Below are 12,296 nucleotides of genomic sequence, written 5' to 3' on the forward strand. Positions count from 1 at the left end.
CCGGATGGACGGCCCTGGAACCCGACGTGGCCGGCGGTGGTGGAGTTTTTGAACAGCCGGGCAGCGCCGGGTTAACGGTTGAGCATGCGGCGCACCGAGCCGGGGACGGCCTTCTTGATCCGGGTCCGGATCCGCTCCGGCCGAGGCATCGCCTGTGACGCCTGCTCGCGGAGTACAGCCTCCTGGTCACGCAGCCACTCGATGCGCTTGACCAGCACCTCGGGCGAGGTGGCCAGTGCCGGGCGGACGGCCGGCGGGAAGGCGGTCGCCTGCCGGGTGGCGTCGAACACCGCCGCGCTGTCGGCGTCGTTGAAGGAGTTGCCCAGGTTGTGCTTGGTCAGGAACTGGAGCATCGTGTCGTACCGCTGCTTGTGGCCGTTGACCATGCCCGAGTAGTCGGCCTCGTCGTAGAGCTGGGCGGCGTCCACATCGGCCGGCACGTCGCGCATCACCCGGTGCGGGATCTCGAAGTAGCGGGCAAGCTCCAGGGTGCGCGAGTCGTGCGCGAAGAGGAAGCCCGGCGTGCCGGCGAGCAGCGAGACGATGGTGCCGTGGATGCGGGTGCCGAAGTTGAAGTCGAACCCGGAGAGGTAGTCGATCCACGTCCACGGGTCGACGAACATCCGCACCTTGTCCTCGGTGAACAGCGGGTGCGTGGTGTGGATCGGGATCTCGCTGGTCTTGCCACGGTCCTCGGGGGCGTCACCGAAGAGCAGGGTGCCCAGCGTCTTGAGGTCCTGCGGGATGTAGCGCAGGTTCTCGTAGCGCTGGTGGTGCGTCTTGATGATCTTCGCCATCGACTTGACGTACGGCGAGACGGTCAACGCGATCTTGTCGTACGGGCCGATGAACGTCTTGCGCTTCTCCACCGGCAGGGTGTCGCCGTGCAGGAACATCGACGGGCAGCCGATCACGTCGACGTTGGAGAAGCCGATCGTCCGCAGGTAGTCGGCGGTGATCTCGCCCCGGACGCCGATGCTGGGCGAGCGGTCGAGGACGGCCCGGCAGAAGCGACTGACCTGGTCGTCGATGGGACGGAGGTATTCCCGGTCACCGTCGACGTTCGTCTGCACACCCACCCCGAGCACCACGACCGGGATCTTGAGTCGCTCGATCAGCCGGCTCATCGCGTCGAGCCGGTGGGCGTAGCTGCGCCGGAACGCGTTCGCCAGCGGGACCACGAAGACGTCGTACTCCTCGTTGATCCGGTCGCTGTCGCGCATGTTCACCGTGAAGCCGTTGGGCGTGATGGTGGCGGCGCGGGTGGCCAGCAGCTTGTTCGCGGCGTGACTGAAGACCAGGTTGCCCGCGTTCTCACCGATCAGGTTCCGCTCGAACGTCTCCTCGGGCGAGTTGACGTCGAAGGGACCCTTTCGGGCCCGCATCAGGATCCGCTGGTGCATCGCTGACTCTGCCTCTCGTCGGTGCCGGCCCCGCCTCGGCATGCCCGGCGCACCACCGAGCCGGATGGCGGGGTGGGTGCTCATCCAAGTCCCGGGAATACTAGGCCACCGGAGGACCGGTTGACACCTGCGCCGCATCCGCCCCTCCTGCCTCGCGTCGAGTGGGTGTGCCCGCACCGGTATGGTGCCCGGAATGACCAGCGCCACCGTCGTCGATAGGCAGCCCTCCACCACCCGACGCGGTGACGCCAGCCGATTGCCCTCGTTGACCGGACTGCGCTGGATCGCCGCGCTGCTGGTCTTCGGTTTCCACGCCGGCACCATGCGCATCATCGCCGAGCCCGGTCACCAGGCGGTGGTCAGCGAGATCTTCACCCTGGGCCTGTCCGGGGTGCAGTTCTTCTTCATCCTCAGCGGCTTCGTGCTGGTGTGGTCGGCCCGGGTCGGTGACTCCCGCCGCCGGTTCTGGCGTCGTCGGCTCGCCAAGATCTATCCGAACCACCTGGTGATGTGGGCGCTGGCCATGCTCGCGGCGCTCTGGTTCGCCGACCCGATCAACCCGGTGGCCGCGCTGGAGAACCTCTTCCTGCTCCAGGCATGGGACCCGCGACCGGGCTACTTCTACAGCGTCAACAACGTGAGCTGGTCGCTCTCCTGCGAACTGTTCTTCTATCTGTGCCTGCCGTTGGCGTTGCCGCTGATCCGCCGGGCCAGGCCGTGGATGCTGTGGGCCGTCGTGATCGCCATGCCGTTGCTGATCCTGGCGCTCTGGCCCGGACAGCAGTTGGTGCCGGAGCAGAGCCGGTGGTGGTTCGCCCAGATCTTCCCGCTGGTGCGGTCGCTGGAGTTCTGGATGGGTGTGGCCGCCGCCGAGCTGATGCTGCGCGGTCGCTGGCGCGGGCCCCGGCTGCCGCTGGCCACCGTGATCTTCGTCGCGACCTGGGTGGCGGCCTCGCAGTGGATCCGGGCCGAACTCTGGGCGGCACTGCTGTCGGTGGCGTACGTCCTGGTGATCGCGGCGGCGGCCGACGCGGACGTGCACGGTCGCCGCTCGCCGCTGCGTTCCCGGCTGATGGTCTGGCTGGGCGAGGTCTCGTTCGCCTTCTACCTGGTGCACGTCTTCGCGATCATGACGATCCTGCGGCTCACCGGCGACTGGGGCACCGGCCTGCCCGGCTGGTGGGGAGTGCCGGCGGTGATCGGGTTCCTGCTGCTCACCCTGGCGCTGGCCGCGTTGCTGCACCGCTACGTGGAGCAACCGATGATGCGCCGACTCGCCCCGAGCCGCGCCCCCGCCGCCCCGCCGCCTGCCGCCGGACCCGCCGCCCCGCCTGGTGGCGGGTCCGCCGAGCCTGCGGGACCGTCCGCAAATCCGCCCGCCGGATCGCCCGCTGGCCCGCCCGTCGGGCCGCCGAGGCAGCGGGTGCCGGGTGACGAGCCGAGTACGGCAGGTCACCGCGACCGGGACCGCTGAGTCCACCGTGGACCGTTGTCGTCGACGCTCCGACCTGCTGTTTCGTGTGCCGATTACGGCGCGTCGTCTACCCGACACGCCCGCCGCCGATGCGGTGCGACATCGGTGGCGGTAGCGTGACCGGGTGCTTCCCGTCGCGCCCGCCCGTCCCCTGTGGTGGCTGGCGCGCTGGGCGACGCGACTGCTGACCGGGTTCGCGGTCGCCGCCGCGTTCACCCTCGGCGCCTGGGCGATGCCCGCACTGGCCGCGCCCGCACTGGCCGCGCCCGCACTGGCCGCGCCCGCACTGGCCGCGCCCGCACTGGCCGCGCCCGCACTGGCCACGCCCGCACTGGCCACGCCCGCACAGGCCGCGCTCGTCGGGCACCCCGCCGCCGGCCGGTTCGCGGCGGCTCCTCTCCTCATGCCCTCGCCCCGTGCCGACTGGCACCCCTCGTCGACGGGTGCGCTGGTCACGGTGTCCGCCACGGGGGCCGTCGACCGCGCCGACGCGCTCGGCGTACCCGGGCTGTCGCCCGAGACGGGCCTGGCGCAGCGGCCCGCCGTGACGGCGGTGGTGGGCGGCCCGGCGGCGTCCCTTCCGACGGCGGTCCCGCCGGGTGCCCACGGTGCCCGCGCCCCACCCGGCGACTGACCTCACGCCCCGCTGCGGCACACCGACCGGACTCCGCCGCAGCCCGTCCCGCAACGCCCGGGACCTCTGCCCCGCGAAACATCCCGTCACCGCCCCGCCCGGTTCCGACGCGCCGCCGTCGGGGGACCGGGTGCCGGCGGCCCGCTGTCAGCGCACCACGGCCCACGAGGTACCGCCATGGAGAAGACCGTCCTCTACCAGTTCCTGATCGAGGTGCCCCGGGCCGCCGCCATCTGGTCGGTGCTGCTCGTGCTCGCACTGGGTGTGCTCACCGTCCTGGTCGCCCGGCCCGAACCCTCCTCGTCCGGCACCGACGAGACCAGCGGCCCGGCCGACGACCCCGCCGAGGCCGAGACGGCCGACCTGCGCCGCTACGCCGGTGAGGTGGCGGTGGCCGCCGCCGGGGCCGCACAGAACGCCGCCCGGCGGCGGGACGCGTGGCGTACCACCCAGACCGCCCTCGACCGTGCCTGGGCCCGCTTCGACGAGGCGGAGAGCCGGGCCCGACGGCTCGCCGGGACCACCGCGCTGCCCGCCCCCCGCACCCCCCGCACCGCCAGCGAGTACGCCGCCCGGGAACGCTGGCTGCACCACGCCGCGATGGTGGCGCACTGGCGCGGTGACCTGTCGGCGCGGCAGCTCACCGACGTGCTGGCCCGGCGGGCCGGCTGGGACCCCCGCCTGCACCCGGCCGCACAGGAGGTCGTGCTGGCCCGGGTCGTCCGGGACAACCACCGGGCCACCTACCGGGCCGCCGCCGAGCGGGAACGGGCCGCCTGGCGGGAGACGGAACGGGCCACCGAAGCGGCCCGGGTGCTCTCCGCCGAGGCGTACGCCGCCGCGCAGCGCCTGCGACCGAATTCGGTGCCGGCACCCGCCGTGACCACCGCCGCACGTCCGGCCGCTGCGGCCCTGCGCTGGCGTCCGGCGCGCGTGGGGTGACCCGGGCGAGACGCGCGGAGCCCCGGTAATCCGGCCTGATCGGGTGAGCCCGGTCACACCGATCGCCGGAACGGACGGTGGTGCCGCAACCGCCCGAGACGTGACGTGATGTCCGGAGGCATTGTCCGGGGGTGGTCCGGTTGTCACCGCCCGTTACGTCGATCGCCGTCGGTCCTGTTGCGGGACATCGATGACCGAACGCCCGAAAATCACTGAGCTGGATCATGTTTGCGCAGGTCAGAGCGGGTTGGCAGGGCAATGGCCGACCAGTAATGTCGGCCCGTCCGATGCGGTAACCGATCGCAGGAGGCGACGCCGCATCGACCCGCCTAATCGTGGTCTCACGAACCGGGGACCCACCGCACCTCTGGGGTGAATCCGCGAGCTTCGGCTCACGGTAGGGCCAACTTCCCGCCCGAACCCGTCAGCTAACCCGGTCGGCGGTGTCGGAAGGAGCTTTCCTCTCGTGCATCCCCTTGTGATACCCCTCTTGTTCCTCCACGGCACTGCGGTGCCCGCGCTCACCGGGCCGTCGGCCGCGAGCTGACTGCGGCCCCCGCCCGGCCCCGACCGGGCGAAGCCCCTCGCACGGCCCGTCCGCCCACTCGGGCGGTCCTCGGCATGTCCTGTCGAGCTGACCGCCGGAGCGGATCGCCGTGCCTCCCTGAGCCCCGTGGAGGACTCCGTGAAGCAGACCCTGACGCGCCAGCTACGCCGGCTGGCCACCGAACGCCCCTACCAGGTCGTCGCCGCCTCGGCCGCCGCGCTGGCGCTGGCCACCGGCACCGGTGCCGTACTCGTCGGCACCGAGGACGCCCCGGCGACCGCGCACACCACGACCGCCGTCGCCGAGACGCGGGGCGACACCGCCGCCTCCCGCGCCGACACCCGCGTGGAGCCGACCCCGTCGACCCCGCCCGGCAGCGCGGCCCCGAGCAGCGCCGCACCGTCACCGTCGCCCTCGCCCACGCCGAAGGCCACCTCGGCGGCCCCCTCGCCGGTGGCCGTCAGCGAGAAGACCGCACCGAAGCCACCGACGCGCAAGGTCCTGGACTACGACTTCCAGGCCCAGACCACCGGCTACTACTGCGGCCCGGCCGCGGTACGCAACGCGCTCAGCGCCGCCGGGGTCGACCGTGACCAGGACACCCTGGCCGCCCAGCTCGGCACCACGTACGCCGGCACCAACTCGGCTCTGGACACCACCCGGGTGCTCAACGCCACGCTCAAGGGCGAGCCGTACTCGACCACGATGCTGCGGGGCGGCTCGGCCACCCCGACGCAGATGGACCAGCTCCAGGCCGACGTGGTGGAGGCGATCACCGACGGGCGCGGTGTGGTGGTGAACGTGGCCGGCAGTGCCACCGACACCGACGGTGGCTGGCACTCCTTCCCCGGCGGCCACTACGTCGCCGTGGTCGGCTACGCGGACGACGGTCGACTGGTCAAGATCGCGGACTCGGCCGACGCCTCGTACTACTCGTACTGGATGAGCACCACCGACCTCGCCCACTGGGCCGCCACCCGCGGCTACTCCTCCTGAGATGTAAGGACGAGATGTAAGGAAGGGTCCCCTGCTATACACCAGGCGATAGCAGGGGGCCCTTCCTTACATCCGGGCCTGAGGTGCTGTTCAGCGGATCGCTATCTGACCGGGGTCGTCGTGGCGGCGATCCCGGTGCTTCTCGGTCTACAGGTCTGACCGAGTACGCCCACCGCTCACCACGGCCGCTGCTGCGCGCTCAGGGGGCGGTCGGCAGCGCCGCGTCGTCGGTCGTGGTCCGTGGCGCCGGGGCGGTCCAGGCCGGGTCCAGTTCCCGCCGGGCGGCGGAGAGGAACGCCTCGGCGTACGAGTCGGCGGGGAAGTCGCCCAGGTAGCGCCGCCGGGTCGCCCAGCGTGCCTCGGCGAGCGGATCGGTGTCGAGCAGCCGCGTCAGCACGTCGTCCAGGTCGGCCATGTCCCGCCGCAGCACGTAGCCGGTGGCGGCGAGGGGGAACCGTTCGACGAACCGGTCACCGTCGACGCCGGTGTCGGTGACCGCGTAGGGCTTGCCCGAGTACAGCCAGTCGGAGACCACCCCGGAGACGTCGGAGACCAGCGCGTCCGCCCGGTTCACCGACTCGGCCAGGGTGAGCCGGCTGGCGGCGGCGCCGAAGACGTGCTGGCGGCCGGTGCGGGAGCGGTCGGCGGCGAGCAGTTCGTGCAGCCGGGCCAGGCGACGGGCCGAGCCCGGGTGCTGGTTGGTGTAGGGGTGGGCGCGCAGGATCACCGTGGCGCCCCGGTCGAGCAGCCGCCGCAGCAGCGTCTCGGCCATCGGCAGGGAGCAGTAGTCGGCGTCGGCGTGGTGGCCGGTCCAGGTGGGGGTGTAGAGGACCGTGGGGTTCGTCAGCCCCCGGGTCGGCTGGTGGCGTACCTCGATCGCCTCGACCTGCGGGCGGCCCACCACCACGAACTTCTCGGGCGGGATCTCCACCCCGGCGCGGGCGTACCGGTCGACGGCGGCCTCGCCGGCCACGAAGATCCGGTCGAAGATCGCCGACACCGGGTTGGCGCTGGGCGCCTTGTCGCTGTCGCCGTGGTGCAGTTGAACGTGGGTGAGCTGGGTGAATCGGATGCAGTGGCTGTTCTTCGCGCCGTGGTTGACGTAGAACGCCACCCGCAGGCTCGGCACCAGCACCTCGTCCATGGTGCGCAGGGTGGGGCAGTAGACCACCGGTGCGGTGGTGGCCGCCGCGACGGCGGGCAGGAACTCCGGTTCCCGCAGCATCACCACGAACGGCCGTCCGATCCGTTCCAGGTACGGCAGCCACATGGTGACCTGGTACTCCGAGCCGGGCGGGGCGGAGAAGTGCAGCACGAACTCCGGCTGGTGCCGGCGCAGCGCCCGGGTGACCGCCGACCCGCCGGCCGTCGGCCGGAACCGGCGGCGGGCCAGGTCGAGGGCGACCGCCCCGGCGGCGGCACCGACCGGCAGGCAGACCAGCAGGGCGACCACGGCGGGCAGCCCGGCCAGGGCGGCCACTGCCAGGGCGGCGAGCAGCCCCGCCACCGCGTCGTCGAGCCGGGCGGCGACCTGCGGCACCCAGGTGCGTACCGGCAGGTTGGCGACGCGGATCTCCAGGTTGCCGGCGGTCCGCAGCGGCCCGGTGACCAGCACCAGCCCGAGCAGCACGAGGGCGGTGACCGCCAGGATCGGGTCGAAGCCGCCGTCGAGCTGCCGGGCGTAGCCGACCAGGATCCCGGCGGCGAGCAGAGCGGTCTCCGCGACGCTGTCGGCGCCCGGTCGGACCCGGCGCTCCCAGACGGTGGCGGCGAGCGCGGCCACCGCCAGCCCGAGCCCCCAGGCGGTCGCGCCGGTGAGCGCGAGCACCAGGAACGCCAGGACCGCCCCGCCGGTGGCCAGGCCCCGGGCGGCCAACTTCGTGACCAGGTCACCACGCATTTCGGCGCTGCCTTCGTGCTCGTCGTCGGCGGGTCAGCCGACGCGGGTGCCGCTGCTGGGGGCGTCGGCCTGGGTGGGTACCGGGGCGGAGGTCGACGCCTCGCCGGGCGGCCGGCGTACGTCGATGACCTGGCCGGTGAGTTCCGAGATCAGCACGTCCAGCGAGGCCTGGGCGACGGTCTCGGCGGCGAGCAGGGTGTTCTCGGGCTCCGCGCCGAAGGCCTTGGTCCGCATCGGGGTGGCGGTCCGCTCCGGGTTGATGATGTTGACGCGTACGCCGAACTCGGCCCACTCGTCGGAGAGCGCCTGGGTGAGGTTGACCAGCGCGGCCTTGGTGGCCGAGTAGAGCGCGTAGTCGGCCCGTCCCCGGGTGTACGAGCTGGAGGTGTAGAGCAGGAGCTGGCCCTTGGTCTGCTGGAGGTAGGGCAGGGACTGCCGGGCGACGGTCACCGGGCCGACGAAGTTGACCTGGAGCACCCGGTCGATGGTCTCCTGGTCCATCTCGGCCAGCGCGCCCTTCTCCAGGATCCCGGCGGTGACCACGACGTGGTCGATCCGTCCGGTGGCCTCGAAGGCGGTCCGCAGCGCGGCCTCGACGTCCTCCGGCCGCTCCACGTGCGTGCCGGTGCTGGAGCGGCTGAACGGGAAGACCTGGGCGCCGTGGCGGCGGGCCAGCTCGGTCAGGTCGTGGCCGATGCCGTAGCTGCCGCCGAAGACGACGATCGTGCGGCCGGTGACCTCTTCGCTGTACGACCGGTGGTCGGTCAGCCGGGGCACCTTGGCGGCGGCGAGCTGGAACAGCTTGTCCGCCAGGTGCACGTCGACCGGGTGGGTGACCTTGATGTTCTCGTCCGAGCCGTCGATCACCTTGATCGGCACCTCGGGCAGGTAGCGCAGGACCACACCGCAGTCGTCGGTGGCGGCGAAGTTCGGGTCACCCTCGGCCAGCCGGTACGCCTCCCGGATGGTGGTCGACCGGAACGCCTGCGGGGTCTGGCCCCGGCGCAGCGTGGCGCGGACCGGGATGTCGGTGATGCACTCGTCCTCGTCGACCTGGATGATCGTGTCGGCCGACGGGATGGCCACGTCGACCGCCGCGTACGTCCAGAGGGCGTTCACGCACTCCCGGACGATCCGGCCGCTGAGCAGGGGTCGTACCGCGTCGTGGAAGAGGATGTTGCAGTCGGCCTCGCCGACGGCGTCCAGCGCGACCCGGGTGGTGGCGTTGCGGGTGTCGCCGCCCTCGATCACCTTGGTGACCTTGCGGAAGCCGGCCTTGTCGACGATCCGCTGCGCCTCGTCGACGTGCCCGGCGGCCATCAGCACGATGATCTCGTCGATCTCCGGCGCGGCCTCGAAGACGGCCAGGGTGTGCTCGATGATCGGCTTACCGGCGATCTTGAGGAGCTGCTTGGGGATGCCGAGGCCCAGTCGCGTGCCGGTGCCGCCGGCCAGCACCACGGCCACCGTCCGCGAGGGTCGCCACGGTGCCGGGCTCTCCGGCGGGCTGCCCGGGTCGGTGGTCTGGTCCTGCGTCATTGCCGGTCCTCGCTCTCGGGGGTACATGGCTCGGTGAGGTGGTGTGGGGTGGGGGGTGTCGCCGACGCCGGCGACGGGTTGAACCTTAACGCGCGGACCGCGCCACCCCAACGGGCCGACGCGGTCCGCGCGACGCCGGACGGGCGTCGGACGTTCGCCCGGACTCTACTTGCCGTTCGTGAACGCCTCGTAGGCCTTCAATACCTCGGCGGTCGGTCCGTCCATCCGGATCAGGCCCGATTCCAGCCAGACTGTCCGTTCGCAGGTGTCCCGGACCGAGGAGAGCTGGTGGCTGACCAGGAACACCGTGCCGGCGCTCTCCCGCAGCTCGCGGACCCGCTTCTCGCTGCGCTTGCGGAACGCCTTGTCGCCGGTGGCCAGCGCCTCGTCGATCAGCAGCACGTCGTGCTGCTTGGCCGCCGCGATGGAGAAGCGCAGCCGGGCCGACATGCCGGAGGAGTACGTCCGCATCGGCAGGGAGGCGAAGTCGCCCCGCTGGTTGATCCCGGAGAACTCGATGATCTCCGGGAGCTTGCGCTGCACCTCGGCCGGGCGCATACCCATGGCCAGGCAGCCGAGCGTGACGTTGCGCTCCCCGGGTAGGTCGTTGAGCAGCGCCGCGTTCACCCCGAGCAGCGACGGCTGCCCCTGGGTGTAGATCGCGCCGCGCTCCACCGGCAGCAGACCGGCGATGGCCCGCAGCAGCGTCGACTTGCCGGAGCCGTTGGTGCCGATCAGCCCGATCGCCTCACCCCGGTACGCGGTGAAGGTGACCCCGCGCACCGCGTGCACCTCGCGCACGTTCGGCGCCGAGGAGCGGCTCATCATCCGCTTGAGCGCGGCCACCGGGCTGGTGTTGCCGGCGGCGCCCTTGTGCACCCGGTAGACGATGTGCGCGTCGTCCACCACCACGGTCGGGATCCGGTCCTGGATCCGGGGGAGGGTGACCGTCACGTCGTTGGACATCTCGAGGTGATCAACCACGACCGTACTCCTGTTCGCCGCGCCAGAAGTAGAGGTAACCGCCGATGCCCATCACGACCGCCCAGCCGACCGCGATCAGCCAGGTCAGCGGCAGCGAGTCGTTGAGCAACGGGGTCTCCTCCAGCAGGGCGCTCCGGGCCAGCTCGATGTAGACCAGCATCGGGTTGAACTGCACGATCCCGGTGGCCCAGCCGGGAAGGTTCTCGGAGAACAGCGTCACGCTGTAGAGCACCCCGGAGCCGTACATCCAGGCCCGGAGCACGAAGGGCATGACCTGCTTGAGGTCGGTGGCCTTGGCGCCCAGCCGGGCCACCACCATGGTCAGCCCGGCGTTGAAGACCGTCTGGAGCAGCACCGCCGGCACCAGCATCAGCCACATCAGCGTGATCGGCTCGCCGGTGGCCACCACGATGCAGACCAGCACCACCAGCGAGCCCAGGAGTTGCTGGAACTGGGTGGTGGTGATGGCCAGCGGCAGGCAGGCCCGGGGGAAGTGCAGGGCCCGGATCAGGCCGAGGTTGCCGCTGATCGCCTGGGTGCCCTGCTGCACCGTGGTCTGGGTGAAGTTGAAGATGAACAGACCGGTGGTGAGGTAGGCGATGAAGTTCGGGATGCCCCTGCTCTGCTCCAGCACCACGCCGAAGATCAGGTAGTAGACCGCCGCGTTGGTCAGCGGGGTGAGCACCTGCCAGAGCTGCCCGAGTCGGGCGTTGCTGAACGAGGCGGTCAGCTTGGCGTTGGCGTACGCGGCGATGAAGTGCCGGTAACGCCACAGCTCACCGCTGTAGCGGCGCAGTGAGGGCCGCTCGCCGGCCACCCGCAGGCCGTGGCGGGTCGCCAGCTGCGCGGGAGTGAGGCCGGAATCGGGGTCGGCCAGCGCGGTGTTGGCCATGGGGATGGGCGCTCCGATCTGTCGTGCGGCGGATACGTTCGCGACGATGGAATCTAGCGTGGAGCGCCGCCTCGCCGCTGCGTGGACAGTAGTCCGAAAGACGTCGGGACGCAACCGTACCGTCGTTGCGCTACATTGTTCCTCGTGACAGTCGAGAGAAGTCCCAGGTGACGACCGGGAAGAGGCGTACGCCGGCCGGTGCGGCAGTGCTCCGTGGCGAGATCACCACGGCCATTCGCCGTGCCCTGATGCAGGAACTCGCGGCGGTCGGCTACGGCCGGCTCTCCATCGAGGCGGTGGCGCGCCGGGCAGGCGTCAGCAAGACCGCCATCTACCGCCGGTGGAACTCGAAGCTCGACCTGGTGCTGGAGGTGGTGGCCGCCGCTGCCGGTGGTCGGCTGCCCGCGCTGGACACCGGCAGCCTCCGCAGCGACCTGGTGTTGCTGTTCCAGGTGGTGGCGCACGCCCTGCGGCATCCGCTCGCCGTGCAGATCATTCCCGACCTGCTGGCCGAGGCGGCCCGCAACCCGACCATCGACGAGACCCTCCAGCAGGTGTTACGCGCCCGGCAGCACGAGGTCGTCGGCCGGTTGATCGGCCGGGCGGTCGAGCGCGGCGAGGTGTCCGCCGACATCGACCGGGACGCCGCGGTCGACCTGATCGTGGGTCCGCTGTACTGGCGACTCGCCGTCGCCCGCGCCCCGCTCACCGACAGCTACCTGGAGACCCTGGTCGAGTCGGTGGCACGCGGGCTCGGCGGCCCCGACCCGCTGCCCCGGCCGAGGGCGGCCCCGACCGGGGGTTGAGCAGGCCCGACCCGGGGTACCGCTGGCGGGAGTCGGGCATCGGGTCCGCGCGTCGCTGCGCGTCGCCTCGACTCGACATCCGGGATGACTACGCTCGGTGTGGTTCGCGGGGTCTGCCAGGCGGCCGTGGAGTGTCCAGCCGCACCCGCCCGTACGACGACGACAAGGACGCAGTGTGT

10 protein-coding genes and 1 riboswitch are annotated in these 12,296 nt (G+C 71.7%); of the genes, 5 read left to right on the forward strand and 5 right to left on the reverse strand.

From position 1 onward, the window contains the following. Nucleotides 1-71: 71 nt before the first annotated feature. Nucleotides 72-1,403: a polysaccharide pyruvyl transferase family protein gene (locus ABZ738_RS11595; protein ID WP_131057022.1), complete on the reverse strand. Its 1,332-nt coding sequence runs from the start codon at nt 1,401-1,403 to the stop codon at nt 72-74. Between the two features lie 193 nt (nt 1,404-1,596). On the opposite strand from ABZ738_RS11595, the gene ABZ738_RS11600 reads away from it, so the two are divergent. The 4 genes from ABZ738_RS11600 to ABZ738_RS11615 all read left to right on the forward strand — a co-directional run bounded on the left by ABZ738_RS11600 (nt 1,597) and on the right by ABZ738_RS11615 (nt 5,996). Continuing rightward, nucleotides 1,597-2,877 (forward strand): acyltransferase, encoded by a 1,281-nt coding sequence (locus ABZ738_RS11600; RefSeq protein WP_357212573.1) that lies wholly within the window; start codon nt 1,597-1,599, stop codon nt 2,875-2,877. Between the two features lie 124 nt (nt 2,878-3,001). After that, the gene (locus ABZ738_RS11605) at nt 3,002-3,511 is read left to right on the forward strand and encodes a hypothetical protein (RefSeq protein ID WP_357212575.1); all 510 of its coding nucleotides are present in this window, start codon (nt 3,002-3,004) and stop codon (nt 3,509-3,511) included. A gap of 177 nt (nt 3,512-3,688) precedes the next feature. Next, entirely contained in the window at nt 3,689-4,453 is a 765-nt protein-coding gene (locus tag ABZ738_RS11610) for a hypothetical protein (RefSeq protein ID WP_357212577.1), read from the forward strand. A gap of 316 nt (nt 4,454-4,769) precedes the next feature. Further along, a riboswitch (cyclic di-AMP (ydaO/yuaA leader) is annotated at nt 4,770-4,911 on the forward strand. Between the two features lie 215 nt (nt 4,912-5,126). After that, nucleotides 5,127-5,996 carry a C39 family peptidase gene (locus ABZ738_RS11615; protein ID WP_131057283.1) on the forward strand — a complete coding sequence of 290 codons (870 nt, stop codon included), beginning with the start codon at nt 5,127-5,129 and terminating at the stop codon, nt 5,994-5,996. A 199-nt stretch (nt 5,997-6,195) separates the two neighbouring features. On the opposite strand, the gene ABZ738_RS11620 is transcribed toward ABZ738_RS11615, so the two are convergent. From ABZ738_RS11620 to ABZ738_RS11635, 4 genes are all read right to left on the reverse strand, one after another. Then, nucleotides 6,196-7,896 (reverse strand): CDP-glycerol glycerophosphotransferase family protein, encoded by a 1,701-nt coding sequence (locus ABZ738_RS11620; RefSeq protein WP_357212579.1) that lies wholly within the window; start codon nt 7,894-7,896, stop codon nt 6,196-6,198. Nucleotides 7,897-7,929: 33 nt separating this feature from the next. Further along, nucleotides 7,930-9,435, reverse strand: coding sequence for a bifunctional cytidylyltransferase/SDR family oxidoreductase (locus ABZ738_RS11625; protein WP_357212581.1), 1,506 nt, complete (start codon nt 9,433-9,435; stop codon nt 7,930-7,932). Nucleotides 9,436-9,600: 165 nt separating this feature from the next. Next, a complete protein-coding gene (locus ABZ738_RS11630) occupies nt 9,601-10,401 on the reverse strand; it encodes an ABC transporter ATP-binding protein (protein ID WP_131056216.1) in 801 nt (266 codons plus the stop codon). Nucleotides 10,402-10,411: 10 nt separating this feature from the next. Further along, nucleotides 10,412-11,311, reverse strand: coding sequence for an ABC transporter permease (locus ABZ738_RS11635; RefSeq protein WP_131056213.1), 900 nt, complete (start codon nt 11,309-11,311; stop codon nt 10,412-10,414). Between the two features lie 167 nt (nt 11,312-11,478). Here ABZ738_RS11635 and ABZ738_RS11640 point away from each other — a divergent pair, with 167 nt between their 5' ends. Further along, nucleotides 11,479-12,117 carry a TetR/AcrR family transcriptional regulator gene (locus tag ABZ738_RS11640; protein WP_131056214.1) on the forward strand — a complete coding sequence of 213 codons (639 nt, stop codon included), beginning with the start codon at nt 11,479-11,481 and terminating at the stop codon, nt 12,115-12,117. The last annotated feature ends 179 nt before the right edge of the window (nt 12,118-12,296 follow it).

Origin of the sequence: Micromonospora sp. NPDC047793, assembly GCF_040642635.1 — a bacterium.
Taxonomy (GTDB): Bacteria; Actinomycetota; Actinomycetes; order Mycobacteriales; family Micromonosporaceae; genus Micromonospora.

Bases quoted from the DNA above. Each gene is read 5' to 3' on its own strand.
- ABZ738_RS11635 (WP_131056213.1), bottom strand. From the start codon at position 11,311: ATGGCCAACACCGCGCTGGCCGACCCCGATTCCGGCCTCACTCCCGCG.
- ABZ738_RS11630 (WP_131056216.1), bottom strand. From the start codon at position 10,401: ATGTCCAACGACGTGACGGTCACCCTCCCCCGGATCCAGGACCGGATC.
- ABZ738_RS11620 (WP_357212579.1), bottom strand. From the start codon at position 7,896: ATGCGTGGTGACCTGGTCACGAAGTTGGCCGCCCGGGGCCTGGCCACC.
- ABZ738_RS11600 (WP_357212573.1), top strand. From the start codon at position 1,597: ATGACCAGCGCCACCGTCGTCGATAGGCAGCCCTCCACCACCCGACGC.
- ABZ738_RS11610 (WP_357212577.1), top strand. From the start codon at position 3,689: ATGGAGAAGACCGTCCTCTACCAGTTCCTGATCGAGGTGCCCCGGGCC.
- ABZ738_RS11595 (WP_131057022.1), bottom strand. From the start codon at position 1,403: ATGCACCAGCGGATCCTGATGCGGGCCCGAAAGGGTCCCTTCGACGTC.
- ABZ738_RS11625 (WP_357212581.1), bottom strand. From the start codon at position 9,435: ATGACGCAGGACCAGACCACCGACCCGGGCAGCCCGCCGGAGAGCCCG.